At 35.6% G+C, this 25,208-nt stretch carries 25 protein-coding genes; 17 read left to right on the forward strand and 8 right to left on the reverse strand.

The genetic code is table 11. The annotated features are described in order from the left end of the window. Window positions 1–7: 7 nt before the first annotated feature. Both ACQCPR_RS05770 and ACQCPR_RS05775 read left to right on the forward strand, forming a co-directional pair. Complete coding sequence (locus ACQCPR_RS05770) at window positions 8–205, forward strand: hypothetical protein (RefSeq protein ID WP_090562975.1); 198 nt, start codon at window positions 8–10, stop codon at window positions 203–205. 104 nt (window positions 206–309) lie between these two features. Then, on the forward strand, window positions 310–1,116 hold the full coding sequence (locus ACQCPR_RS05775; protein WP_427138483.1) for an inositol monophosphatase family protein: 807 nt from the start codon (window positions 310–312) through the stop codon (window positions 1,114–1,116). A 24-nt stretch (window positions 1,117–1,140) separates the two neighbouring features. Here ACQCPR_RS05775 and ACQCPR_RS05780 read toward each other — a convergent pair whose 3' ends face one another. Beyond that, window positions 1,141–1,326 carry a YlaF family protein gene (locus tag ACQCPR_RS05780; RefSeq protein WP_090562968.1) on the reverse strand — a complete coding sequence of 62 codons (186 nt, stop codon included), beginning with the start codon at window positions 1,324–1,326 and terminating at the stop codon, window positions 1,141–1,143. 104 nt (window positions 1,327–1,430) lie between these two features. Here ACQCPR_RS05780 and typA point away from each other — a divergent pair, with 104 nt between their 5' ends. Beyond that, entirely contained in the window at window positions 1,431–3,278 is a 1,848-nt protein-coding gene (typA, locus tag ACQCPR_RS05785) for a translational GTPase TypA (protein ID WP_090562966.1), read from the forward strand. A gap of 21 nt (window positions 3,279–3,299) precedes the next feature. Continuing rightward, window positions 3,300–3,626: a YlaH-like family protein gene (locus ACQCPR_RS05790; RefSeq protein WP_241596089.1), complete on the forward strand. Its 327-nt coding sequence runs from the start codon at window positions 3,300–3,302 to the stop codon at window positions 3,624–3,626. A gap of 951 nt (window positions 3,627–4,577) precedes the next feature. Here the strand turns inward: ACQCPR_RS05790 and ACQCPR_RS05795 are convergent. Next, window positions 4,578–4,781: a YlaI family protein gene (locus ACQCPR_RS05795; protein ID WP_090562964.1), complete on the reverse strand. Its 204-nt coding sequence runs from the start codon at window positions 4,779–4,781 to the stop codon at window positions 4,578–4,580. An 11-nt stretch (window positions 4,782–4,792) separates the two neighbouring features. Further along, entirely contained in the window at window positions 4,793–5,290 is a 498-nt protein-coding gene (locus ACQCPR_RS05800) for a peptidyl-prolyl cis-trans isomerase (RefSeq protein WP_427138484.1), read from the reverse strand. A 176-nt stretch (window positions 5,291–5,466) separates the two neighbouring features. On the opposite strand from ACQCPR_RS05800, the gene ACQCPR_RS05805 reads away from it, so the two are divergent. The 3 genes from ACQCPR_RS05805 (at window position 5,467) to pyc (ending at window position 10,431) form a co-directional block, all read left to right on the forward strand. Next, window positions 5,467–5,748, forward strand: coding sequence for a YlaN family protein (locus ACQCPR_RS05805; RefSeq protein WP_090562958.1), 282 nt, complete (start codon window positions 5,467–5,469; stop codon window positions 5,746–5,748). Window positions 5,749–5,814: 66 nt separating this feature from the next. Continuing rightward, window positions 5,815–6,978, forward strand: a complete 1,164-nt coding sequence (locus tag ACQCPR_RS05810) for an FtsW/RodA/SpoVE family cell cycle protein (RefSeq protein ID WP_090562956.1) — start codon at window positions 5,815–5,817, stop codon at window positions 6,976–6,978. A 12-nt stretch (window positions 6,979–6,990) separates the two neighbouring features. After that, complete coding sequence (gene pyc, locus ACQCPR_RS05815) at window positions 6,991–10,431, forward strand: pyruvate carboxylase (protein WP_427138485.1); 3,441 nt, start codon at window positions 6,991–6,993, stop codon at window positions 10,429–10,431. Between the two features lie 746 nt (window positions 10,432–11,177). On the opposite strand, the gene ACQCPR_RS05820 is transcribed toward pyc, so the two are convergent. Next, window positions 11,178–12,089: a COX15/CtaA family protein gene (locus ACQCPR_RS05820; protein ID WP_090562950.1), complete on the reverse strand. Its 912-nt coding sequence runs from the start codon at window positions 12,087–12,089 to the stop codon at window positions 11,178–11,180. Window positions 12,090–12,413: 324 nt separating this feature from the next. Here ACQCPR_RS05820 and cyoE point away from each other — a divergent pair, with 324 nt between their 5' ends. The 7 genes from cyoE to ACQCPR_RS05855 all read left to right on the forward strand — a co-directional run bounded on the left by cyoE (window position 12,414) and on the right by ACQCPR_RS05855 (window position 19,042). After that, complete coding sequence (cyoE, locus tag ACQCPR_RS05825; RefSeq protein ID WP_090562947.1) at window positions 12,414–13,337, forward strand: heme o synthase; 924 nt, start codon at window positions 12,414–12,416, stop codon at window positions 13,335–13,337. 99 nt (window positions 13,338–13,436) lie between these two features. Beyond that, window positions 13,437–14,519 carry a cytochrome c oxidase subunit II gene (gene coxB / locus ACQCPR_RS05830; protein ID WP_090562944.1) on the forward strand — a complete coding sequence of 361 codons (1,083 nt, stop codon included), beginning with the start codon at window positions 13,437–13,439 and terminating at the stop codon, window positions 14,517–14,519. Between the two features lie 34 nt (window positions 14,520–14,553). Next, window positions 14,554–16,416 carry a cytochrome c oxidase subunit I gene (locus tag ACQCPR_RS05835; RefSeq protein WP_090562941.1) on the forward strand — a complete coding sequence of 621 codons (1,863 nt, stop codon included), beginning with the start codon at window positions 14,554–14,556 and terminating at the stop codon, window positions 16,414–16,416. 2 nt (window positions 16,417–16,418) lie between these two features. Further along, window positions 16,419–17,045: a cytochrome (ubi)quinol oxidase subunit III gene (locus ACQCPR_RS05840; RefSeq protein ID WP_241596081.1), complete on the forward strand. Its 627-nt coding sequence runs from the start codon at window positions 16,419–16,421 to the stop codon at window positions 17,043–17,045. A gap of 1 nt (window position 17,046) precedes the next feature. Then, window positions 17,047–17,382 carry a cytochrome c oxidase subunit IVB gene (gene ctaF, locus ACQCPR_RS05845; RefSeq protein WP_090562936.1) on the forward strand — a complete coding sequence of 112 codons (336 nt, stop codon included), beginning with the start codon at window positions 17,047–17,049 and terminating at the stop codon, window positions 17,380–17,382. Window positions 17,383–17,637: 255 nt separating this feature from the next. Further along, a complete protein-coding gene (gene ctaG, locus ACQCPR_RS05850; RefSeq protein ID WP_340879329.1) occupies window positions 17,638–18,549 on the forward strand; it encodes a cytochrome c oxidase assembly factor CtaG in 912 nt (303 codons plus the stop codon). A gap of 31 nt (window positions 18,550–18,580) precedes the next feature. Next, window positions 18,581–19,042, forward strand: coding sequence for a DUF420 domain-containing protein (locus ACQCPR_RS05855; RefSeq protein ID WP_090562930.1), 462 nt, complete (start codon window positions 18,581–18,583; stop codon window positions 19,040–19,042). A 60-nt stretch (window positions 19,043–19,102) separates the two neighbouring features. On the opposite strand, the gene ytvI is transcribed toward ACQCPR_RS05855, so the two are convergent. Together ytvI and ACQCPR_RS05865 are read right to left on the reverse strand one after the other, a co-directional pair. After that, window positions 19,103–20,167, reverse strand: coding sequence for a sporulation integral membrane protein YtvI (gene ytvI, locus ACQCPR_RS05860; RefSeq protein WP_241596079.1), 1,065 nt, complete (start codon window positions 20,165–20,167; stop codon window positions 19,103–19,105). 103 nt (window positions 20,168–20,270) lie between these two features. Further along, window positions 20,271–20,636: a YugN family protein gene (locus tag ACQCPR_RS05865; protein WP_090562923.1), complete on the reverse strand. Its 366-nt coding sequence runs from the start codon at window positions 20,634–20,636 to the stop codon at window positions 20,271–20,273. A 151-nt stretch (window positions 20,637–20,787) separates the two neighbouring features. On the opposite strand from ACQCPR_RS05865, the gene ACQCPR_RS05870 reads away from it, so the two are divergent. After that, window positions 20,788–21,876: a CAP domain-containing protein gene (locus ACQCPR_RS05870; RefSeq protein ID WP_241596077.1), complete on the forward strand. Its 1,089-nt coding sequence runs from the start codon at window positions 20,788–20,790 to the stop codon at window positions 21,874–21,876. On the opposite strand, the gene ACQCPR_RS05875 is transcribed toward ACQCPR_RS05870, so the two are convergent. Further along, window positions 21,877–22,608 (reverse strand): aspartate kinase, encoded by a 732-nt coding sequence (locus ACQCPR_RS05875; RefSeq protein ID WP_269921375.1) that lies wholly within the window; start codon window positions 22,606–22,608, stop codon window positions 21,877–21,879. 177 nt (window positions 22,609–22,785) lie between these two features. Here ACQCPR_RS05875 and ACQCPR_RS05880 point away from each other — a divergent pair, with 177 nt between their 5' ends. After that, window positions 22,786–24,177 (forward strand): UDP-N-acetylmuramoyl-L-alanyl-D-glutamate--2,6-diaminopimelate ligase, encoded by a 1,392-nt coding sequence (locus ACQCPR_RS05880; RefSeq protein ID WP_427138486.1) that lies wholly within the window; start codon window positions 22,786–22,788, stop codon window positions 24,175–24,177. On the opposite strand, the gene ACQCPR_RS05885 is transcribed toward ACQCPR_RS05880, so the two are convergent. Further along, window positions 24,126–24,623 carry a PaaI family thioesterase gene (locus ACQCPR_RS05885; protein WP_427138487.1) on the reverse strand — a complete coding sequence of 166 codons (498 nt, stop codon included), beginning with the start codon at window positions 24,621–24,623 and terminating at the stop codon, window positions 24,126–24,128. The genes ACQCPR_RS05880 and ACQCPR_RS05885 overlap by 52 nt on opposite strands. An 83-nt stretch (window positions 24,624–24,706) precedes the next feature. Between ACQCPR_RS05885 and ACQCPR_RS05890 the strand changes: the two genes are divergently transcribed. Next, on the forward strand, window positions 24,707–25,156 hold the full coding sequence (locus tag ACQCPR_RS05890; protein WP_093494382.1) for a YlbF family regulator: 450 nt from the start codon (window positions 24,707–24,709) through the stop codon (window positions 25,154–25,156). Window positions 25,157–25,208: the final 52 nt, after the last annotated feature.

Raw genomic sequence — 25,208 nt, forward strand, 5'->3', positions numbered from 1 at the left:
GGTTGTGATGAGACAGGTAGTGCATATTATTCGTAAGGAAGACATGGAAAAAGAGAAAATTCAAACATTAAAAATGGAGTTAGATTATGAGTTAGCGACCTTATTTGACGCAATGACAAATAAAAATGAAAAAGAAATAAGTGCTTCTAAAAATCGATTAGCTGAAATTCACCAGCTTTTGGAGGAACTAAATGCTCTCGATTAATGTTTCCATCATAGGAGTACCTTAAAAAACACCTGCTAATGAAAAGACAGCCGGTGTTTTTTTCTTTATACTAAAAGTATAGGTGTTAAGAAGGGGTGGAACGATTGGATATACACAAGCTTGATACATATGCAAAGTCGTTAATAAAGGAAGCGGCATATAACATTAAAACTTCTCTGACTTCCGAACTCATCATTGAATCGAAGTCAGAGGCAAATGATCTAGTCACTAATATAGATAAAGAGACAGAAAAATTTTTTATAAAGCATATTAAAGCAGATTTTGCAGAGCACCGAATATTTGGAGAAGAAGGATTTGGAGATGACATAAAGGATTTAAGTGGTTTTGTATGGTTACTTGATCCAATAGATGGAACAACAAATTTCATTCATCAAAAACAAAATTTTGCTATATCATTGGGAATATATAAGGATGGAGTAGGAATCCTAGGATATATATATAATGTTATGGAAGATACGTTACTTAGTGGGTCCTTAAACGGTGGCGCATATTTGGATGATTTGCGTTTGCCAAAGTTAGGTGCTTCTTCGGTTGAGGAGGCAGTTGTTGGTATAAATGCAAGATGGGTAGTGCCAAATAGATATGTACATCATGAAGGGATGGTGAACTTACTTAAAACCGTCAGAGGTACTAGGTCACTTGGATCAGCAGCAATCGAAATATCTTATGTAGTGACTGGAAAGTTAGATGCTTATATATCTATGCGATTATCACCTTGGGATATAGCCGGAGGAATGGTCATAGCAAAAGAAGTAGGGGCAATTGCTACTAATTTAGCATTTGAGCATCTAGATTTACTAGATGCTGATAGCTTTATCATATCCAAACCAGGATTACATGAACAATTATTGACAGATTATATTCAAATAAAACAAAATCCAGCAGATTAAATCCTGCTGGAAAGGAATAGGCATTTAAAGTAAGCCTGCATCGCGCATTTTTTTCTTTGTTTTGAAACCAAATCCCATAATGACGAACAATAAAATAAGGAATACAAAAATAAGTGGAATATTCCGCAGTGCAATAGCAATTCCGACAAGTGCCATTGATAAAATTGCACCTAAAGAATATAGTACGAAAATCCATTTAATATGACCCAAAATAATTACCTCCAAAATAAATGATAAAAAATAATATTACTTTAGTTTCACTTGTGATATAATAACACAGTTATGGACTCGAAAAAAGAATATGGAGTGGAAATATGACAAATATACGTCAAGATTTAAGAAACATTGCAATTATAGCACACGTTGACCATGGGAAAACGACATTAGTCGACCAATTATTAAAACAGTCAGGTACTTTTCGTACAAATGAACATGTTGATGAAAGAGCCATGGACTCGAATGATATAGAGCGTGAACGCGGTATTACAATTTTAGCAAAAAACACTGCGGTCAATTATAATGGAACGCGTATTAACATCCTTGATACGCCTGGACATGCTGACTTCGGTGGAGAAGTAGAACGTATTTTAAAAATGGTAGATGGCGTTTTACTTGTTGTCGATGCATATGAAGGGTGTATGCCTCAAACACGTTTTGTATTGAAAAAAGCGTTAGAACAAAAATTAACACCAATCGTAGTAGTAAACAAAGTAGATAAAGATTCAGCTCGTCCACTAGAGGTAGTAGATGAAGTTCTAGAATTGTTTATTGAATTAGGTGCAGATGAAGATCAACTAGAATTCCCAGTTGTTTATGCTTCAGGTGTAAACGGAACTGCTTCTTTAAATGATGATCCTTCTAAACAAGAAGAAGATATGAAATGTCTATTCGAAATGATTATCTCAGCGATTCCAGCACCAATTGATAACTCTGATGAGCCATTACAATTCCAAGTAGCACTACTGGACTACAATGACTATGTTGGACGTATTGGTATTGGTCGTGTATTCCGTGGGACAATCGAAGTTGGGCAACAAATTTCATTAATGAAATTAGACGGTTCCGTTAAGAACTATCGTGTTACAAAATTATTCGGTTTCTTCGGTTTAAAACGTGAAGAAATTCAGTCAGCTAAAGCTGGAGATTTGATAGCGGTGTCAGGTATGGAACAAATCAATGTTGGTGAAACAGTATGCCCTACAGATCACCCTGATGCGTTAACTCCGTTACGTATTGATGAGCCAACTTTACAAATGACATTCTTAGTAAATAACTCACCTTTTGCTGGACGCGAAGGTAAATGGGTTACTTCACGTAAAATTGAAGAGCGCCTACGTTCTCAACTAGAAACAGACGTTTCACTACGTGTTGAAGATACAGAATCTCCAGATGCATGGACTGTTTCTGGTCGTGGAGAGCTTCATTTGTCGATTTTAATCGAAAACATGCGTCGTGAAGGTTACGAGTTACAGGTTTCAAAACCAAAAGTTATTATACGTGAAATTGACGGTAAAAAATGTGAGCCAATCGAAAGAGTACAAATTGATGTGCCAGAAGACGCTGTAGGCTCTATTATTGAATCGATGGGTACACGTAAAGGTGAAATGATTGACATGGTCAACAATGGTAATGGCCAAGTTCGTCTAATTTTCATGGTGCCAGCTCGTGGATTAATTGGATATACAACAGAATTCATGTCCTTAACTAAAGGTTTCGGTATCATTAACCATACGTTTGATAGCTATCAACCAGTAGTTTCCGGTCGTGTTGGAGGACGTCACCAAGGTGTTCTTGTATCAATGGAAACTGGTAAAGCAACAACTTATGGTATGATGCAAGTGGAGGATCGCGGGACATTATTCCTTGAACCAGGTACTGAGATTTATGAAGGTATGATCGTTGGGGAAAATACTCGTGATGCTGATATCACAGTTAATATAACGAAAATGAAACAAAAAACTAACATTCGTTCAGCTAATAAAGACCAAACTAATGTTATTAAAAGACCTCGTATTTTGACACTTGAGGAAGCTATTGAGTATTTAGGTGATGACGAGTATCTAGAAATTACACCTGAGTCTATTCGTCTACGTAAACAAATTCTAGAGAAGAATGAACGTGAACGTGTTACGAAGAAAAAGAAAAATGCAGAACTTGAATAGAAACTGAAAGGGTGAATAACCTTGGAGGAAAAGCAATTCGTATTTGGTAGAATGTCTAGTATAGCGAGATATATTTATGAGGTTATGCCAAATTTCGATATAGCTGGTTATGTGCTATTTGTTTTAATTTTCTTGCTTTCTGTGCTTGTGTACAAGCTTGGATTTGCAAAGAAATTGCGTTTTAGTCAAAATGTTGTAATTTACGTATTCTTGTTATTAGGATGCTTAATGTTGACGTTCCTCGCATTTTTCCTTCCTGTTGTGGAAGGGTTAATCGTGGCAGCATTGATTTTAATTATTTACAAAATACGCTTACGACTTGAGAAAAAACAAAGCTCGACTACTTAAATGTAGTTGAGCTTTTTCTTTTTAAAAAAAATGAGCAAAATATGTGAAAGCATTGATTAAGGGAAAATACTTAATAAAAATTCAGTCATATACCGCTGATTTTCGTTTCAGGCGAACGTTTTCTGCAGGCGAGGCAAAGCTCCCTCGGTGCAGAAGGACACTATATTCGAATTTTCGACACAAAAATTTGAGTTACTACCTTTGTTCAAATAAAAGCTTCCGCTGGGTCTCGACTTTTTCGCTAATCCCTCTGGAGTTCCTGGCTTACACTACAAACAATTAAGTAAGTGGCTATTATTTATAAATTAAATTAATCCTTTATGAAAAACACGATGCAGGATAATCTAAAGGAACTATCCATTGCAGTCGACCCCGGAGTAGAAAATAGCTATTAGTATTTTAATTCTACACATTAAGGTTTTGAATGAATAGAAAATTTTGGAAAGATTATCCGTTTCGCAAGTAAAAGGTATTAGATGGCAAGTAAACATAGACTAAGAGCAAGCAAATAATACATGACCGCAAGTAAGCCGGTGATGGAAGCAAGTAAACAATCGATGAGAGAAAGTAAAGATAAAATAGGCTCGAATCATTCGTAAATGATAAGTTAATAGCTGATATCTATTGTTTAGAGTTGCGATAGTGCTCCCGAAATTGTATCTTCGAGAGCTTCCTCTATGAATAAGAAAGCATCTTTTCTCAATTATCCAAAAGCGCACTAACCCGTTTCTAAAAGTTGTTGAAGGGGTAAGGATAGACAAACGCCATAAGATTACCGAAAAAAAGGATGCTGGTTGATTGTGACTGACATCACAACCAACCAGCATCCCTAAAAATTAACTCGGTAATAATATACCTAAACAGCTACCTAAAGCACTTCGGAAATAATAAAAACAGGTTTTGGCCTTAAAAGATTGAGCGTTTTATGGCCAGCTTTTCGTATAATTAATATTAAAACTCGTTTTCAATTAGTCGTGAGCTCTTGTAAAAAATGAACTTTCCGGTTGCAAGACGACGGTTAGTTCTTTCTTCAATACGGTCATGACACTCTGGACACATATACGTGTGAATTGGGCGATTTCTGAGCTTCTTAGCCAGTGGTAAATCATTTGGAAGTTCATCAATTCGATCGCAAATGGCACATTGTACTTTCATCTATACATCTCCTATTCTACACGAAACGCTGTGACAGATTTTATCGGAGTATTAATATTTGATCCATCTTTTTTTAATATATGGACAGGGCCGTCCTCACGAAGTGGTTTCCCCTTATGGCTAAATTTTAATAATAAAGTATCTAAATCTTCAAAAGAAAATATATGTTCACCCTCTGTCGTTTCGACCACAACTTTTGTTGCATTTGGCAATGGCTCAGAATTTAGGATAAATGGTTTCATATCAATCCCGAAAGTACTTGTTAGTGCTTTCGTACGGTCGAATTTTTTCTCAGTTTGTAAAGTTGGTGGATTTGTAGATCCTTCAATGATTTCACGGGACCAATGAGCTGATGTGACCTTTGTATACTCTTCTAGTTCATCTTTGTACTCATACTCACCAGAAAAAAACTCATCCAAATCGATTTTACGATCATCGAAAATCCAAACGGTAGGGTCTAACGTAATATTAAATTTAACTGCACCTTTAACTGGTATGATAAGTTCCAACAAAATTGCCTCCTCTAAACTATCTAATCATAATAAGTATACCTTTAAATTGAAAAGTTCTAAAGAATATTTAACTATTTCTACAAGTAAAATGAGAGAACACTTGCAATTTTTCTGTTCAAAAGATACACTTTAGGAGATAAATAATTAGAAATTATAAAAATGGGGGCGTCCTCATGGATACTAATATACAAATTTCGTATCAAGATAAGGCTCTAGAGCTTTTGAAAAAAGATGCAGAAAAGATTGCACAGCTTATAAAAGTGCAGATGGATAACTTAACGATGCCTCAATGCCCTCTTTATGAAGAGGTTTTAGACACGCAGATGTTTGGATTATCACGTGAAATAGATTTTGCGGTAAAACTTGGCCTTTTAGAGAAAATCGAAGGAAAAGAGATTATCGCTTCTCTTGAAAAAGAATTATCCGTTTTACATGAGATTCATACAGAAAGATAATTATAAAACTCAAACAAACTAACTGTTTGAGTTTTTTTTCTATATAAAGAAATAGAGGTATAATACATGATTTCATATTTAAAACGTTATGCAAGAAACTTTGACTACCCATTATTTTTTGTTTACTTAGCTTTATGCTTTTTTGGTTTGGTAATGATTTATAGCGCCAGTATGGGCTGGGCAGTACTCAATTACGGTTGGGATCCTGACCATTTTTTCAATAAGCAAAAAACAAATTTACTGCTATGTATTCCAGTATTTTTTATAACTGCTTTTTTTCCTTACAAGCATTATAAAAATAAAGTAATGATGCAACTAATGCTTCTTGTTATGTTTACTCTTTTATTTTTAGTGCATATTATCGGAGTTGGTGGAGAAAGTGGTTCTCAGAGCTGGATCGACTTAGGTTTTAATATCCAACCCTCCGAAATTGCAAAACTAGTAATAGTTTTATATTTTGCTGGAATATTTGCAAAAAAATCAGAAAATGGTACATTAGATAAATTAAATGAATCCGTGGGACCACCATTAATCGTGTTATTTTTTGTTTTCGTGTCAATTATGATGGAGACAGACGTTGGGAATACAATGATTATTAGTTTCGTAGCTATTTCAGTAATTGCAGCTAGTGGAATTAAATTTAAATCATTTTCCAAAATAATCGGATTAATTGGTATAGTTATCGTAGCGGGTCTATTTGCCATCTATATGATGAAAGATGCATTGTTGACAGATCGTCGTAGAGGAAGATTGGAAGCATTTTTCAATCCCTTTGATTACGAGCAAGGGTTTGGATATCAAATTGTAAATGGTTATATTGCCATTGGATCAGGTGGTTTAACCGGCTTAGGTTTAGGGAATTCCAATCAGAAATATGGATATTTACCCGAACCACATACTGATTTTATCATGGCTATCATAGCAGAAGAACTTGGACTAATTGGGGTATTAATTGTTTTATGTGGTCTGTTCTTTATTGTATTCAAAGCGATTAGCATTGCATTATCTACAAAGGATTCTCAAGCTCGTATGATCGCTGCGGGTATTGGTAGTATTATAGGTTTTCAAACTTTTATAAACTTAGGAGGAATGCTTGGAATTATCCCGCTGACCGGGGTACCACTTCCATTTATAAGTTATGGGGGTACTTCTATTATTATTTTATCGGCAGCACTTGGGATATTGATGAACGTATCTATGTTCGTGAAGCATGAAAAAAATAGACAATAAGGGGTGTATGGGATGAAAAAGATTAAAAAGATTGTAGTTGCAAATAGAGGGGAAATTGCAATACGTATTTTTCGAGCATGTACGGAGTTAAATCTTCGAACAGTAGCTATCTACTCAAGAGAGGATAGTGGTTCGTTTCACCGATTTAAATCTGATGAGTCCTATTTAGTCGGGGAAGGTAAAAAACCAATCGATGCATATTTAGACATTGAAGATATAATTCGTATTGCAAAAGAAAGTAAAGCTGATGCAATCCATCCAGGGTATGGCTTTCTTTCGGAAAATGTAGATTTTGCGAAAAGATGTGAAGAGGAAGGGATTATCTTTATCGGACCTACCTCTAGACATTTAGATATGTTTGGAGATAAAGTGAAAGCTCGTGAACAAGCAGTATTAGCAGGTATACCCGTTATTCCAGGAAGTGATGGACCTTTAGATACTGTTGAAGAGGTACGGGCATTCGGTAAAGCTCACGGATATCCTTTAATGATTAAAGCATCTTTAGGTGGCGGCGGACGTGGAATGCGCGTAGTTCAATCTGAAGATGAGCTTGAAAGTGCATATGAACGTGCTAAATCAGAGGCTAAAGCTGCTTTTGGCTCTGATGAAGTCTATGTTGAACGCTGTATTTTCCAGCCTAAACATATTGAAGTACAAATTCTCGGTGATACTCAGGGTAATTTAATTCATTTATATGAACGCGATTGTTCAATTCAAAGAAGACATCAAAAAGTTGTGGAAATAGCACCTTCAAATTCTTTAAATTCAGAATTGCGCGACAAAATTTGTAAAGCGGCTGTCCAATTAATGACAAATGTTTCTTACATAAATGCTGGAACAGTAGAATTTTTAGTTACGGAAGATGAATTCTTTTTTATAGAAGTAAATCCTCGAATTCAAGTGGAGCATACGATTACAGAAATGATCACCGGTGTGGATATTGTCCATGCACAGATTAAAATAGCGGATGGCACAGCGCTTAATAGTGAGGAAATGGGAATTCCAAGCCAGGAAAACATGCCGTTATTTGGATTTGCTATTCAATCACGTGTAACTACAGAGGATCCATTAAATAACTTTATGCCAGACACAGGTAAATTAATGGTTTATCGCTCAGGTGGTGGATTTGGAGTACGCTTAGATGCAGGAAATGGGTTCCAGGGTGCTGTAATATCTCCATATTACGATTCATTATTAGTGAAGGTTTCTACTTGGGGAATGTCCTTTAAAGAAGCGGCAGCTAAAATGGACAGAAATTTGCAGGAGTTCCGAATTCGAGGGATTAAAACAAATATTCCTTTTTTGGAAAATGTCGTAAAACACCCAAGCTTTATTTCTGGTCAGTTTAATACAAGTTTCATCGATTCAACACCTGAATTATTTTTATTCCCAAATCGCAAAGACCGTGGAACTAAATTATTAAATTATATAGGGAATGTTACGATTAATGGTTTCCCAGGTATCGAGAAAAAGTCTAAACCTATTTTTGGTGCTATCAGAACACCAAGTTTTGATCTGAGTACTGCTCCTCCAATCGGCACAAAGCAAATTTTAGATGAACATGGTGCAGATGGTGTGATTAATTGGGTTAAGCAACAACAAGGTGTATTGTTAACGGATACTACTTTCCGTGATGCTCACCAATCACTATTAGCAACACGAGTTCGATCACACGATATGTTTGGAATAGCGAAGGAATCAGCACAAGGGATGCCTGATTTATTCTCCTACGAAATGTGGGGAGGGGCAACTTTTGACGTTGCATACCGTTTCCTAAAAGAAAATCCTTGGGATCGTTTGATAAAAATGAGACAAATGATTCCAAACGTATTATTCCAAATGTTATTCCGTGGAGCAAATGCAGTAGGTTACAAAAATTATCCGGATAATGTGATAAAAGAGTTTATACAAAAGTCTGCAGAAGCTGGTATCGATGTATTCCGTATCTTTGATAGCCTAAACTGGATAAAAGGGATGGAAGTTGCTATAGATGCAACTAGACAATCAGGAAAAATTGCAGAAGCGGCACTATGTTACACTGGTGACATTTTAGATGATTCTAGAGACAAATATACGGTGCAATACTACAAAGACATGGCAAAAGAATTAGAAAACGCAGGGGCACATATTTTAGCGATTAAAGATATGGCTGGACTTTTAAAACCAGAAGCTGCTTATCGTCTAGTAAGTGAGTTAAAAAGCACAGTTGATATCCCTATTCATCTTCATACACATGATACTAGTGGTAACGGTGTATATACGTATGCAAAAGCTGTAGAAGCAGGAGTGGACATAGTGGATACAGCATTAGGTGCAATGGCTGGTCTAACTTCACAACCGAGTGCAAGTAGTTTAAGTTATGCGCTAAAAGGCTCTAATAGAGAGGTTATTGGAAATATCGAGGCATTTGAAAAAATCTCTTATTATTGGGAAGATGTTCGCAAATATTATCAAGACTTTGAAAGCGGTATGATGAGTCCTCATACTGAAATCTATGTTCATGAGATGCCAGGGGGACAATATAGTAATCTTCAACAACAAGCTAAAGCAGTTGGACTAGGAGAGCGCTGGGAAGAAGTAAAGGAAATGTATTCTCGTGTAAATCTATTATTTGGTGATGTGGTGAAAGTTACCCCATCTTCTAAAGTGGTAGGGGATATGGCTTTATTCATGGTACAAAATAATTTAGATGAAGTTTCTGTCATTACTAGAGGGAAGACAATCGATTTTCCGGATTCTGTTATAGAGTTTTTTGAAGGCTATATCGGACAGCCTTACGGAGGTTTCCCACAAGAATTACAAAAAGTGATTCTAAAGAGTCGCCAACCGATAACAGTTCGTCCAGGTGAATTACTCGAGCCGGTGGACTTCGAAGAAATTAAAGAAATGTTATTCCATAAATTAGAGCGACCTGTTACGAGTCAAGAGATTCTTGCTTACACTCTATATCCAAAGGTTTTTGAAGAATATAGTGAAATGGATAAAAACTTTGGAGATGTTTCGGTATTAGATACACCCACATTTTTATACGGATTGAGATTAGGGGAAGAAATTGAAGTGGAAATCGAGGTAGGAAAAACTTTAATTATTAAGCTTGTTTCTATAAGCGAGCCAACCCATGATGGAAACCGTATTATTTATTTCGAATTAAACGGTCAACCACGTGAAATCTCTATTCAGGATATGAATGTAGAAGTGAGCCATTTATCTAAACCAAAGGCAGATTTGACAAAAGAAGGTCATATTGGGGCAACTATGCCAGGTACTGTTCTGAAGGTGGCAATTTCTACAGGCAGCAAAGTGAAAAGAGGTCAACATCTCCTTATTACGGAAGCTATGAAAATGGAAACTACCGTACAAGCCCCATTTAATGGAGTTGTAAAAGAGATTCATGTTATTGCTGGAGAGGCAATTGCAACTGGTGATTTGTTAATCGTGATGGATAAAGAATAACCAATAAGCAAAGGCTGTTAGACATTCCTGTCTGACAGCCTTTTATTTTAGAATAAGTATATAAAAATGTCCGGTGAACACGGGGTTCATGTGACTTTAAAGAATGAAAAATACTACAGATTTCCGTTTCAGATGGACGCTTTCCGCGGGCACGGCTTTAATCTCCTCGTCACTACATTCCTCCGGGGCTTTCAGCTCGTGCTGGTCCCGCTGGAGTCGCCACCTTTCACTACAATCAAAATAATATGTAGTACTCAATTTAAATTTAGCGCAGCTTATCGCTAGGGATAATAAGATTAATTTCAGTTAATGTAAGAAGAAAAGCTATCTGAAATTGCAGTTGAATTAGAGATACTATTACTTAATGATGAATGAAGTAGATTTTCTTTAATACTAGTGAAAATTAGGAGAAGTAGTAAGTTTTCACCAAATAAAGAAGTGAGACAGCGAACAAAATTCTATCTTCGAGAGCTTCCTCTATGAATATGAAAGTGTCTTTCTCTTATTATCATAACGCACTTACCTGTTTCTAAGAGAGTTGCAGGAGGGCAACGGATAGCAAATCGCCATAATATTTCCGGAAAAAGGGATATGTTTGGTTGTGACGTAAGTCTCAACCAAACATATCCCTAAATATTCACTCGATAATCATAAGCAAGATGTCTGTCCAAAGCCCTTCGGAAACGAGAGGAAAAGGTTTTGTTCTTAAAGGACTTGACGTTTGTTTACCCTGCTTTTTTTTGTTCTTAGTTATTCATTTTACTTCTTGATAATAGTAGAATCATATAGCATAACAGACCGAATAATAAGGATATAAATAAAGAATGCAATAAAGCTATGTAAAGATTTAGTTTAGTCAACACGACTAACATACCGGTAATTACTTGGCAGGAGACTAGTATTAAAGAGATGACCCATCCCCAGTAAATTGCCCGCTGATCTTTATAATTTCGCATTACGTGAATCGCTATAATTAAAATCCAAATAAATATTAATCCTGCAGCAGCTCGATGCCCCATTTGTACCCACTCATATAAATTAGAAGGAAGTGCAAACTGGTCGTTATTACATAATGGCCAGTCATTACATATAAGACTAGATTCTGTATGTCGAACTAATGCACCGGTGTATACGACAATATAAGAATAAAGTGTAACACCAATTGTATGGAACTTTAATGTTTTGCCGATTCTGATTTTATCTGTATCGAACTTACGGTCAATCTCGAAAACTAATAAGGTTAATAATAAAACTGAAGCGAAGGAGATGAGAGATATACCAAAATGAAGAGCTAATATAAAGTCGCCTTGTCCCCATTTTACCTGTGCTGCTCCAATTAATGCTTGAGCGACTAAGAAAAATACTGCCATTGCTGATAAGAATTTTGTTTCTCGAACATGTCCAAGCGCCTTCCATGACCAAACTGCTAGGGCGACGATTAATATACCAACAGCCCCTGTAACTAGACGGTGTGAGAATTCAATCAATACCTCAGCAGTTATTACATCGGGTATAAGTTGTCCGTTACAACCAGGCCAGTGTCTACCGCAACCCATACCACTATCGGTTTTAGTAACTAATGCTCCTCCTAAAAGAATGAGCAGCATACCAACTGTAGATGCAACAGCTAACAATTTTAAATTTTTATGAATGTGCAATACGTCACCTACTTTATGTATCTTGCTCGTCTTAAAAAGACGGTATCTGCTTTTTGATGATATCGAATCACGGAGGAAAATACAATGTATAACCTTCAAACTAATAGGTAGAGTAATTGCATTTCACAAATTGTTCATAAATTCGTACTCGAACATTCACAAACAATGCACGAAAATGCATTACTATTGATATGTCCTAAGTATATAAAAGAGTATCTCAACTATATTTATGCGAAAATTATCATTAACTGTAGAAATTACTTAAGATTTTCGTTATAGTAAAAGGTAGCGGAATATGCTTACATCTTTGAAAGGAGGGACAGCATGTCAAATGGTCATTCAATAACCGCAACTAATGAGACTGAAACTGAACGAGTAAACACTTCATTTTTTCAAGATTTTTTATCTCTCATTAAAATAGGTATAGTCAATTCTAACTTATTTACAACTTTTACTGGTATGTGGCTAGCATTTCAATTTACCGATCGAAACTTTCTTCGAGAGTTGGATATATTATTTTATACGTTAATAGGGTCCGGAATGATTATCGCGGGTTCTGCAGCAATGAATAATTTTATCGATCGTGATATAGATCCTGTCATGAAGAGCAAAAAAGGAAGACCAACAGTTACTGGAAGGTTTAGTCCATTAGCCGTGCTAATAACTTCTTTTTCACTATTGATTGTAGGTGAAATTTTATTGTTTTTGGCCTCTACTTCAGCGGGAGTGTGGGGACTAGCAGGAATCGTCAGCTATGTTGTGTTATACTCGATGTGGTCTAAACGAAAATATGTGAGTAACACAATAGTTGGTAGTATATCTGGTGCAATACCACCTTTAATCGGGTGGGCTGCTGTTGAACCTAAATTAGGTTTTGGGGCACTTGCTTTATTTTTAATCATGTTTGCATGGCAACCTCCACATTTCTATGCGCTTGCGATGAAGCGTACAGAAGAATATCGAGCTGCCAATATCCCAATGCTACCAGTAGTAAAAGGTTTTAAACGTACAAAAGTGTCAATACTTTTATGGATTCTACTATTATTCCCATTACCATTTTTATTAATGGAATTAGGTATAATATTTGTTGTTTTGGCAACTGCACTAAATCTTGGTTGGTTATACTTCTCCATCAAAGGTTTCCGTGTGAAGGATGATATAAAATGGGCAACAGGTATGTTTATATATTCCTTAAACTATATGACGATATTATTCGTAGCGATAATTATTTTTTCTATTTTTATTTAATCCTTGGAATTCTTTCTTTAGTCAACAAGAATTCATATAAACAGAACCACAGTCCAAAGAAACATGAAAACAACTATGAAAGAGGGGTTTGATTTAGCTATGATGAAAGGGCTTAAAAAATGGCGACTTTTTTCACTGTTAGCAGCTCTAACGATTTTCTTATCGGGTTGTGGCGAAGAATACTTATCAACGCTTACACCTGCAGGACAAGTCGGTAGAGATCAATTTAACTTGTTATTACTATCTTCTGCTATTATGGCTTTAGTTATTATTGTAGTAGTAATTATTTATGTGGTTGCTCTAGTGAAATTCCGTCGCAAAAAAGTTGGGGAAGATGTTATTCCTAAACAAGTAGAGGGAAGTCATACGCTTGAGATAGTATGGACAGTTATTCCAATATTACTGTTAATCGTACTTGCTATACCGACTGTTTACTATACTTATAAACATGCGGATGTAGCTGCAATGGATCAAGTCGATGAAGAAGGAAACAAAACAAATGTAACTGTAAATGTTAAAGCAAGTCTTTATTGGTGGGAATTTGAGTATCCGGATCTAGGAATTGTTACAGCTCAAGAGTTAGTAGTTCCTACGGATCAAAAAGTTTATTTCAATTTAAAAGCTGCTGATGTGAAACACTCCTTCTGGATTCCTACAGCTGGCGGTAAAATGGATACAAACGTAGAAAATGTTAACCAATTCTATTTAGAATTTGATGATGCATCTGCTAATCTAGAACAAGGTGTGTTCTACGGTAAATGTGCGGAACTATGTGGACCGTCACATGCCCTTATGGATTTCAAAGTGAAAACTTTAGAACCAGAAGATTTTAATGCTTGGGTTGAAACAATGAAAACTAACGAGCATGTTGCAGAAGGTGAACTTGCTTCTCAAGGTGAAGAAATTTTCAATACTAGCTGTATCGCTTGTCACGCAACTTCAGGTGCTGGTACTACCGGCGGAATGGGTCCAAACTTAGCAACTTTTGGTGATCGTAATCGTGTTGCTGGATTTATGTCCCATGATGAAGAAAGCTTAAAAAAATGGATTAATGATCCTCAATTATACAAACCAGGTAACTTAATGCCTCAGCCAGAAACTATTAACGACGGCGAAAAATTTAGTGAAGACCAATTAGATGCTCTTGCAGCATATCTAATGGGACTATCTGTAGAAAAATAAGTTCCGCAGATAATTTATGAGGGAGGTTAAAGTTGTGAGTTCTATCGCAAAGAAAAAGGGCTTTGGCGCAACTTTATGGGACTATTTAACAACAGTAGACCATAAAAAAATCGCAATCCTTTACCTTGCTGCCGGCGGTTTGTTCTTCGTAATCGGTGGTATCGAGGCAATGCTTATTCGTATTCAATTAGCACAACCAGATAATGATTTTGTAAGTGCTGGTCTTTTTAACGAAATTATTACAATGCATGGTACAACCATGATATTCCTTGCAGCCATGCCTATATTATTTGGATTTATGAACGCAGTCATGCCTCTTCAAATTGGCGCACGTGACGTAGCGTTTCCATTTCTAAATGCGCTTGGTTTTTGGTTATTCTTGTTTGGTGGTATTTTCCTTAACCTATCTTGGTTTATGGGTGGAGCACCTGACGCAGGATGGACTTCTTATGCATCATTATCATTAGCATCACCTGGTCATGGTATTGACTTTTATGCACTTGGGCTACAAATATCCGGTGCTGGTACTTATATAGGAGGTATTAACTTCCTAGTAACAATTATTAATATGCGCGCTCCAGGTATGACGTACATGCGTATGCCATTGTTTACTTGGACTACATTTGTAGCTAGTGCATTGATATTATTTGCATTCCCACCACTTACTATTGGATTATTCTTCTTAATCTTTGACCGTATGTTTGGTGGTAACTTCTTTGATCATACAATGGGTGGTAATACAATTATCTGGGAGCATTTATTCTGGATTTTCGGGCATCCTGAAGTGTATATCTTAATACTACCTGCCTTTGGTATATTCTCAGAAATATTCGCTTTGTTCTCGCGTAAACGTTTATTTGGCTACTCATCTATGGTCTTTGCAACCGTATTAATCGGTTTCCTAGGATTCATGGTTTGGGCTCACCATATGTTTACAGTTGGTTTAGGACCAACAGCTAATGCGATTTTCGCAGTTGCTACTATGGCAATCGCTGTTCCAACAGGTATGAAAATCTTTAACTGGCTGCTTACAATTTGGGGTGGTAGCATTAAAGTCACAACTCCAATGCTATATGCATTAGGTTTCATCCCTTCATTCGTAGCAGGTGGGGTAACTGGTATTATGCAAGCAGCAGCACCGCTTGATTACCAATTACATGATTCATACTTTATCGTTGCCCATTTCCATTATGTAATCGTTGGAGGGGTAGTGCTAGCAATTCTAGCAGCGGTACATTTATATTGGCCGTTAATGTTCAATCAAATGTTAAATGAAACGTTAGGTAAATGGACATTCTGGTTCTTCTTTATTGGTTTCCATTGTACGTTCTTTATACAGCATTTCTTAGGACTTATGGGTATGCCTCGTCGCGTATTTACTTTCGGAGCAAACCAAGGTTGGGATACTTTCAACTTAATCAGTTCTGCAGGTGCTGCACTCATGGCAATTGGTGTAATTATACTAGTAATTAACATCATAATTACAGTTGTTAAAAACGTTCCTGTTGGTAATGACCCTTGGGAAGACGGACGTACTTTGGAGTGGGCTATTCCACAACCAGTTCCGTTTTATAACTTTAAACAAACTCCACTTGTTCGTGGATTAGATACTTTCTGGATTGAAAAACAAGAAGGTAACAAAGAAGGTATGACATATGCAGAACCAGTTTCTGATATCCATATGCCTAACAATTCTTTCATTCCTTTTGTTATGACGATTGGTTTGTTCATCGCAGCTTTTGGAGCACTATACAATGGTGAAAAAGATTGGGCAATTCCAGTATTAGTACTAGGTTTAGCAATTACACTTGGTTCTATGGCTGTTCGTTCGATTAAAGACGATCATGGTTTTCATATTCACAAAGAAGATTTAATGAATGATGAAGGGGGTAAATAATTATGGACTTTAATAAAAAGTACACCCCACAAACTTGGCCAGATCATCCTGAGCAAGTTACTTTAGAAGGTAAGAATAAATTTTTAGGCTTTTGGTTATTCCTAGGTGGAGAGACTGTACTATTTGCAAGTTTGTTTGCTACTTATTTAGCGTTAAAAAACAAAGGTCCAAGTGGTATGACTTTCTCAACTGAAACACTTTTTGAATTACCGTTAGTATTTGTCATGACGATGTTACTATTAACTTCTTCATTAACAAGTGTGTACGCAATGTATCACATGAAAAATCACAATTTTAGAGGTATGCAAACTTGGTTAGCTATAACAGTTCTTTTAGGATTAGCTTTCTTATGTTTAGAGATTTATGAGTTTAACCACTATGTACATTTAGGTTTTACTTATGGTCAAAGTGCTTTTTCATCTTCATTCTTTACGCTTGTAGGTACTCATGGATTGCACGTAGTAATTGGATTGGGATGGATTATTCTATTAATGTTACGTAATGCTAAACGAGGATTTAGTTTGTATAATGCACCAAAATATTATACTGCTTCTCTATACTGGCATTTTATTGATGTAGTGTGGGTATTCATCTTTACAGTAGTATACTTGATGGGAGTTGTTGGTTAATATGTCACACGACGCTCAAGTTTATGTGAGATCACAAACAGAATTTGAATATATTAAGCAAAAACGTAAAAAAGATATGCGTAACCAAGTTACAACTTTTGCGATTATGATATTCTTAACATTAATTGCTTTTACTACTGTAGCTGCTGGTTTTTCCGTATATTTAATAGTTCCAGTTATTTTATTGCTTGCAGCAATTCAAGTAGTTTTACAACTGTACTACTTCATGCATATGAGCGAAAAAAATCATCAGGTAGCTGCATTTTTCTTGTACAGTGCTTGTTTGATAGCTTTCACTTTCATCTTAACTTTCCTTACAATTATTTGGTGGGGTTAAACAATTTAAAGCCGAGACAAAGTTAAACACTTTGTCTCGGCTTTTTTTATAGAATAAAGAAGTTTATAATCTATTGACATACAAATTAGATTGGAAATACTGGGAGGAAGAAATTAATAGTAATTGTATTGTTTGCAAATTTTTTAAAGGTGAAGGATGTAGCTTTAAATTCTAAATGTCATAGTTCGTTCATTGAAGTTATTGGGCTCGACCTATATAATAAAGGAAGTTACCTAAAAAGGAGCGATGATTTCTATGCCTTTAAGTATATTTGGATTCCAAGCAATGTGGAGCCCAGTGATGATTGGAGTAATAGTATTTCTAACTATTTTATATTTTTTAATAACTGTCAAATGGAGAAATGACTTTAAAGTATCCGAGCCGTTGAAAATGAAAGAGGCTGTTTACTTTTTAGTAGGTATTGTACTTTTATATATTGTAAAAGGTTCTCCAGTGGATTTAATGGCACATATTATGTTCTCATTTCATATGGTCCAGATGGCACTTTTATTATTATTAATTCCGCCGCTTTTAATGAAAGGGATACCATGGTGGGTATGGAAAGTCGTCATAGAATTACCTGTGGTACGTAAGGTTTTTCCAGTTTTAACAAAGCCATTACTTTCACTAATTGTCTTCTCAGGGTTGTTCTCTTTTTACCATATTCCTTTGTTTTTCGATTATATCAAATTGGATGAAGGATTACATGGAACATACACGTTTATTCTATTCCTGTCAGCACTTTTCATGTGGTGGTCAATCATAGAGATAAAAGGAATTACTGGACGTTTACACGGTTTGAAAAAGATAGGATTCATTATAGGAAGTGCAGTTTTAATAACTCCAGCATGTGCGCTGATTATATTCACTGGAACACCATTGTACGATACGTACACAAATTCGGATTCTTGGTTGAAAGCGATGGAGCTATGTGTTCCAGCAAGTACATTAGCGGGACTATCATTAAGTGGACCTGAATTATTTTCCAATATGACACCTATCGCAGATCAGCAATTGGGTGGTATTCTGATGAAAATTGTTCAAGAGATTATATATGCAGTATTCTTAATGTCCATTTTCTTCAAATGGTATAAAAATGAGCAGGACAACGCAGAAGAAATTACGCAAAAAGCTCTGGATGATTTAAAAGTACAGGCTAGACTATAATCTTAATATAGTGATTTGAGGAGAATGATTGATGAATTTACCAGTTCTACCAACAATAAGTACATTTTTTATCGTGTTAAGTGCTATCTTAGTAGCTATTGGTTGGGCATTCATAAAACAAAAGAAAATTGAAGCCCACAAAAAAACGATGACTGCAGCCGCTATTTCAGCTTTAATATTTTTCATCATCTATGCTTCACGAACTATTTTCATTGGTAATACAGCTTTTGGTGGACCAGCCGATATTAAAATTTACTATACAATCTTTTTAATATTTCATATTACATTAGCAACGACAGGTGCATTTTTTGGTTTGGTAACTCTATATCTAGGATATAAAAATAATATCCAAAAGCATCGTAAAATTGGACCAATCACAAGTGTAATATGGTTCTTAGTTGCAATAACAGGAGTTGCTGTCTACTTATTGCTATATGTATTTTATACAGGTGGAGAAACTACATCGGTTATCAAAGCAATAATAGGTGGATAAAAAGAAAAGCCAATACTCTATTGGAATCATTCCAATAGAGTATAGGCTTTTTATAATCGTTTAAATTTTAAAATTTAGTTTAAGCATTCCAGATTCTTTAGCAGTAATAAAAATAATAACTACAAGAGGGCCTATCATAAACCCAATGAAACCAAATAGCTTTGCTCCTATAAACATGGCTATTAAAATTGCAAGAGGGGATATTCCCATCTGAGAACCCATTAACTTAGGTTCTATAGCTCTGCGTATCACTAGTAGCACAACTGCCAATATAGTTAACTTAGTTCCCAATACCATGTCACCTGTTAGATAATGATAAATAGCCCAAGGTGCTAATACAGCAATGGAACCCAATATCGGGATAATATCGATTATCCAAATAACGATAGCCATTATTAAAGCATATTTTGGGGTGATAATAAGTAATAGGCCAATGAATGCTGCCCCCAAAATAATAAAACTAGCTATAATTTGGGCTTTCATAAAACCAATAGCTACTTTCTTTATGTTAGAAAACATAAAACGTACTTTACCAGCTGTGTTATCTGATAAATAATGAAAAAATTTAAGCTGTAAATTCTGTAAATCTAACATAAATAAAAAAAGGGCAATAATAAACACTATAAAACTGACTAAAAAGTTCGGTATATTCGTTAAAAGTGTAGAAATATTATTGTAACTAAGTATATCTAGTAGGGCATCTCTCATACTTTCTAATGTAGCATCAAATTTACTTTGAATCGATACGACAACTTCTGTAGGGAGACCTTCTGTGTATTTAAATATGTTGTTTTGCATGTTAATCCATAATCCGGTCCAGTTATTAATATATGTAGGAATGGTCTGAGAGATGTGAATAAGCTGGCTAATTAGTTTGGTAATTACCAAGTATAATAGTCCGGAAATGACGATAATAAAAAGAACAAAGTTAGTTATGACAGCAGGTTTACGCTTCCATTTAAATGTTTTTTGAGTGAACTTTACGACAGGTTCCATAATAATAGCTGTAAGTAAAGCGAGTATAATTGGAATGGAAACAGGAAGGATAAATATTGTTAATAATAAGAGTATAAAGACAAGAACAATATATTTTATATATTCTTTTTTAAAAAAATTTAAGACCATTATACGCTCCTTTCTTGTCGTTTATTAACAGTATAGACAAGTTCCTAATTTTTGAACAGAAAAAACGCAAGAGAATTAAACTCTTGCGTTTTAGGATTTCCTATTAAGCATGAATTTCAAAAGCAGCTAATTCTGCTCTTACAGCGGCTAATGTTTGATCACAAGATTTTAGGAGATGCTTTGGGAAAACTTCATTTTCGCCATATTCAACACCATGTGGATAATAGTGTTTTCCTATAACCGGTTTTAAAAGTGTAATATTTGCATCGTGTGCCCCTACATCACCATCTTTTGTGAAACCAAATACTCGAAGATAAAATGTACCTTCTTTTATAACATACTTTTTATCATAAGTAACACGTTCGTAATCCCATTGACCTGCACGAACTAAACCTTGCTTTTTCATAAGGTCATCTAATATATTTAGATCAATGACAGTGTTTTCTATACCAGTGTTTTCGAAATACATTGAATTGTCCTCCTTCACGTTCATATTCCAAATAGAATCTGTTCCTATTAATATTAATTCAAATTTGATAATGTTGCAATGGTAACATTGTGTCTTTCTAGTTAACCTTGGTATACTAGGAGAAATGGTGGAAGAGTTAGGAGAAGAAGTTATGATGAATAATCTAATACGTATTGTTATTGCTATAGCTATAGTACTAGTGATATTTATATATTTTGATAATCCTGTACATGAAAATGAGCTCATTACTGGCTCAAATAATACAGGGCAGGTAATTCCAAACTCTTCAACAGAAGTGGTGGAAGTTGAGACCGCATTTACACGTCCCAAGGAAGGAGTTTCAACATTAGTAGGAGGTTCGACCCAAGCGGTTATTGAGTTATTAGGGAAACCTACTCGGACCGAACCATCAGCATTTGGATATGAGTGGTGGGTATACAATCAGTCTCTTAAAACTTATTTGTTAATTGGAGTAGAAGGGGATAAAGTAACCCAAGCCTTTGCTGCTGGAGATAACGTAGAGGTCGCACCTTATAAAATTGGGCAAGACGTAGATGAAATTTATCGTTTTACGTTAGTGCAATCTGAAATTACATTTTCTATAGATTCAAATACTTATACTTTTTCTCTTACGGAAGATGACATAGACAATAGAATATTAGTTCAGTTTGATAATTTATTTGCTATGCTATATATAGATTCGGAAAGTCGGCAGCTAGAAGCAGTTAGGTTTACAGACCCCAAAACTATTTTGCTGCATAAGCCTTATGATATTTTATATAACGGAATTATGGTAGAAACAAAAACTCCTGATTCCCTCTTTCAAGCTGCGATAGACCGCGCAAATGAGCGTCAGGTATTTGAACTTACAAATGTATATCGTTATCGTAATAACCTTCGATTACTAGTGTCTGATAATGAATTGCAAAATATTGCGATGGATAATAGTGAGGAAATGGCGAAAAATAATATTGTTGTCAATGAAAAGTTTGAGGTATCCAAGTTTAGTGATCAATTAAAAGAGTCATCAATTGAATTTTCTAGTGCCGCTGGAAATACAGCCGCTTTTTATTTTGATGCAGGAGAAGCCGTAAATGGTTGGATGAATTCTAATGATCATCGTGAGATTTTATTAGGTCAGGATTATACACATACTGGTATTGGGGTTTACGGTAGCTACTATACGCAAAACTTTATTGAACGAACTGCTGTAAATACTACTAAGGATATTCTACAATAATTAGTTAGAGACAAACGTTCCCTCACTTTCCTGATACAAAGAGCGAATGTGCAAAGGGACTTGATGAAGAGCAGCAAATGTAGCTGCTCTTTTTTGTATGACTTCGACAGGTTCATCTATCTTCTCCTGAAGTTCCTCATAGGTCATAAAAGGTATCAGCTCCACATTCTTACTTGTAGAAGGATCTGACGTCATGATACCAGGGACATCCTTGTAAAATTCAACTACGTCAGCACTTAAATAATATCCATAAACGACGGCGGTTAGATCACTCCCACCTCTTCCTAATGTAGTAAAATTGTGTGTACTTTCTGAGACACCTTGAAAACCTGGGACGATGACGCATTGGAAATTTTCAAATGCTTGATGTACAGAGCTCATGTCTACTTTCTTAATAAGGGCATTTCCATACGTTTCGTTCGTTATGATGCCGGCGTTTTTGCCATAAAGAAGGGTAGAAGATACTCCTTCAGTTTTTAGTTCTGTTGATAATACAGAACTTGAGATCAACTCACCACATGCAGAGAGCAAATCTGTTTCAATGCTATTGTCGTTGATAGGAAGCAAATCTAAAAGAGTATCAGTTGCATAGGGTTTCCCCCTTCTTCCCATTGCCGAAACAACAACAAGCACGTTTTGATGGGTATTGATAGCTTGCTGGATTCGTTGTATTACTAATTGTCTGTTCTGATGATTTTGCATGGCAATACCGCCAAATTTTTGAACAATCATAATCTCAACCACTCTATTCGTGACATTTCAAACACTCCGTTCATACGATACAGGGAATTCATTTTACTGTATGCGATTTTACAAGAATGGTGTAGGGAGTGTGTTACTATTTATCCGTTAAATGAACTTTTAAAAGGATTAACATATAGTGTAATTGGCGACTTTTCAATATGTCGGATGAGCAAGATTGTTAATTTCTCAAAGCAGATTAAAGAAGGCGATATATTTATTTGTGAACGAAATAGTCGTCGTATTATAGATGAAGCGATTCATCTGGGAGCAGTTGCAGTAATATCAGAAGTTTTTCTAGCAGACTGCTGTGTTCCTCAGATTATTATTCCTTCAGATATGGAACGATTTAAGCAGAGAATTTGCGAAAAAACCTATGAATTGTATGGGAAAAAAGTGAAGACTGTAGCGATTACAGGGACAAATGGTAAAACGACAGTCGCTTTTTTTATAGGTCAATTACTTATGCAACAAAGGAAATCGGTTTGTGTAATCGGGACATTAGGGGTGTTTATCAACGGAAAGCAGTTGAAACAAAATTTCCGCAATAATACAACGCTACCATTCTATGATTTTATACAGATTGTACATTATTGCTATGAGCATTCTGTCGAATTCATCATTTTAGAAGCATCTTCGCAAGGATTATTGGACAATCGCTTAGGGAGTTATCCGATAGACGTAGGAGTATTTTTGAATATTGGAAAAGATCATCTTGAATTCCATGGGGGAATGGTTCCGTATAAAAAGTCAAAAGAACTACTCGTACCACTATGTACCACATTAGTAGTAAATGCAGATGATGAATGGTGTAGAACAGTTGCTCAAAATTCTTTTTTACCTATAATAAGCTTCGGTGTCGATGCTCGTAATACTGTTACTTTTCAACAAAAAAACGACAATGAAGATGAAATAACGTATCAATTTTATGTGAAAAATGAAGAAATAGAAGTGAAAATGAAGAACAGTGGATTTTATAATGGGATGAATCTCGCCGCTGCACTTGCTTCTTTATGGGCTTTGAAGGTTCCACTTCATAATATAAAACCTCTTATGCTTCCAAACGGAAGATTTCAGCATGTAGATAACAATAAAGGGATTAAAGTGCTAATCGACTACGCGCATACACCAGATGCTTTGGAAGCTTGCCTTTCAACTATTGATGCTTTTTCTAAAAATAATATATACGTTGTATTTGGATGTGGAGGAAATAGAGATAAGAAAAAACGAAACGAGATGGGAAAAGTAGCAACAACTTTTGCAACACAATCAATAATAACCTCCGATAATCCACGAGATGAAAACCCAACAGATATTATAAAAGAAATTGTAAGGGGTTTGGATAAAAAGAAATATCATATAGAACCTGACCGAAAGAAAGCCATTATTTATGCACTACAAATAGCAAAAGAAGGAGATGTTGTATTAATAGCAGGAAAGGGACATGAACAAGAGCAAATTTTACATGACCTCGTAGTCCCTTTTTCTGATCGTGATGTAGTTAGTTCTTATTTTGAAGAAGTGGGAGGATTAATTACAAAAAATGATCCTGTAGCATAAGCAATTTTTCTTCCGTCAGGCTGTGTTACGGTGCATTCCATCACTATTGTTTGACGACCTTTATGTAAGTATTTAGCAGTTGCTATTAAGGTTTTTTCCGTTGAAGATTTAACATAGTGAATTGTCATATTCGTTGTTACTGCACCTTTTCCTTCTGGGTGTAAATCCTTATTAATTAAAAATCCCATTGCATTATCAGAAAGTGTAGCGATAATACCGCCATGAGGCATATTAAAACTATTATGTGTGATTGGAGTTATTGGCATTGTGACAATACATTGATCTTGCTCATACTGAGTATCCATTTGAAATACGGCATTTAAGTATGTAGGGGCCTGGTTTTGCTGCTTTTGTTGAATCGCATTTAGAAAATCATTTATTAAGCTTAGTTCTTGTTTAGATGACTGTTCTGCTACTTTGTCGAATAAATTTTGTAGTTTGTTCATTATTTTCTCCTAACAAAAAGTTAATAGTTTGGCATTTGTTTTTACTTTTCTGGTATGATTAACTCAGATTGGAGGTTAATCAAATGATTATGACTAACGAATGGGTCGATATAATGGACCAGTCGGATATATTATGTACTATGATTCTTTCCTCTGAGCAATTTTACCAATACTTAGATGCACATCGTGCTGTATATACAGATATATCTTTAGTAAGTGAGGTTAATAGCTTCACTAGACTAAAAGAGCAATACGAAGAGGTTCAACGTTTCGGGAAATACCATCCTGATTATTCGAAGGTTATGAAAGATATTCGTGTAACTAAACGAAAATTGGATATGGTAGATGCAGTGGCGCACTTGAAAGTCGCTGAGAACGAATTGCAGGACTTACTGGACGAAGTGAGTTTGTTAATTGGTAAATCTGTTTCAGAAGGCGTTAAGGTTCCTGTAAGTAATCCATTTTTCGCTTCCTCGGGCTCTAGCTGCGGAAGTGGATGCGGTACAGGCGGATCTTGTTCTTGTTCTGCCTAACGTTATTAGTAAAGTGTAGATGTGTGCAAAAAATGCACACATCTTTTTTTGA

Source organism: Psychrobacillus psychrodurans, assembly GCF_050209195.1.
GTDB classification, from domain to species: Bacteria; Bacillota; Bacilli; order Bacillales_A; family Planococcaceae; genus Psychrobacillus; species Psychrobacillus psychrodurans.

Excerpts from the sequence above, each read along its gene's own strand:
- ACQCPR_RS05770 (WP_090562975.1), top strand. The coding sequence starts at position 8 with ATGAGACAGGTAGTGCATATTATTCGTAAGGAAGACATGGAAAAAGAG.
- typA (WP_090562966.1), top strand. The coding sequence starts at position 1,431 with ATGACAAATATACGTCAAGATTTAAGAAACATTGCAATTATAGCACAC.
- ACQCPR_RS05795 (WP_090562964.1), bottom strand. The coding sequence starts at position 4,781 with ATGAAAGTACAATGTGCCATTTGCGATCGAATTGATGAACTTCCAAAT.
- ACQCPR_RS05805 (WP_090562958.1), top strand. The coding sequence starts at position 5,467 with ATGGATACTAATATACAAATTTCGTATCAAGATAAGGCTCTAGAGCTT.
- ACQCPR_RS05810 (WP_090562956.1), top strand. The coding sequence starts at position 5,815 with ATGATTTCATATTTAAAACGTTATGCAAGAAACTTTGACTACCCATTA.
- pyc (WP_427138485.1), top strand. The coding sequence starts at position 6,991 with ATGAAAAAGATTAAAAAGATTGTAGTTGCAAATAGAGGGGAAATTGCA.
- cyoE (WP_090562947.1), top strand. The coding sequence starts at position 12,414 with ATGTCAAATGGTCATTCAATAACCGCAACTAATGAGACTGAAACTGAA.
- coxB (WP_090562944.1), top strand. The coding sequence starts at position 13,437 with ATGATGAAAGGGCTTAAAAAATGGCGACTTTTTTCACTGTTAGCAGCT.
- ACQCPR_RS05840 (WP_241596081.1), top strand. The coding sequence starts at position 16,419 with ATGGACTTTAATAAAAAGTACACCCCACAAACTTGGCCAGATCATCCT.
- ctaF (WP_090562936.1), top strand. The coding sequence starts at position 17,047 with ATGTCACACGACGCTCAAGTTTATGTGAGATCACAAACAGAATTTGAA.
- ctaG (WP_340879329.1), top strand. The coding sequence starts at position 17,638 with ATGCCTTTAAGTATATTTGGATTCCAAGCAATGTGGAGCCCAGTGATG.
- ACQCPR_RS05855 (WP_090562930.1), top strand. The coding sequence starts at position 18,581 with ATGAATTTACCAGTTCTACCAACAATAAGTACATTTTTTATCGTGTTA.
- ytvI (WP_241596079.1), bottom strand. The coding sequence starts at position 20,167 with ATGGTCTTAAATTTTTTTAAAAAAGAATATATAAAATATATTGTTCTT.
- ACQCPR_RS05865 (WP_090562923.1), bottom strand. The coding sequence starts at position 20,636 with ATGTATTTCGAAAACACTGGTATAGAAAACACTGTCATTGATCTAAAT.
- ACQCPR_RS05870 (WP_241596077.1), top strand. The coding sequence starts at position 20,788 with ATGATGAATAATCTAATACGTATTGTTATTGCTATAGCTATAGTACTA.
- ACQCPR_RS05875 (WP_269921375.1), bottom strand. The coding sequence starts at position 22,608 with ATGATTGTTCAAAAATTTGGCGGTATTGCCATGCAAAATCATCAGAAC.
- ACQCPR_RS05880 (WP_427138486.1), top strand. The coding sequence starts at position 22,786 with ATGAGCAAGATTGTTAATTTCTCAAAGCAGATTAAAGAAGGCGATATA.
- ACQCPR_RS05885 (WP_427138487.1), bottom strand. The coding sequence starts at position 24,623 with ATGAACAAACTACAAAATTTATTCGACAAAGTAGCAGAACAGTCATCT.
- ACQCPR_RS05890 (WP_093494382.1), top strand. The coding sequence starts at position 24,707 with ATGATTATGACTAACGAATGGGTCGATATAATGGACCAGTCGGATATA.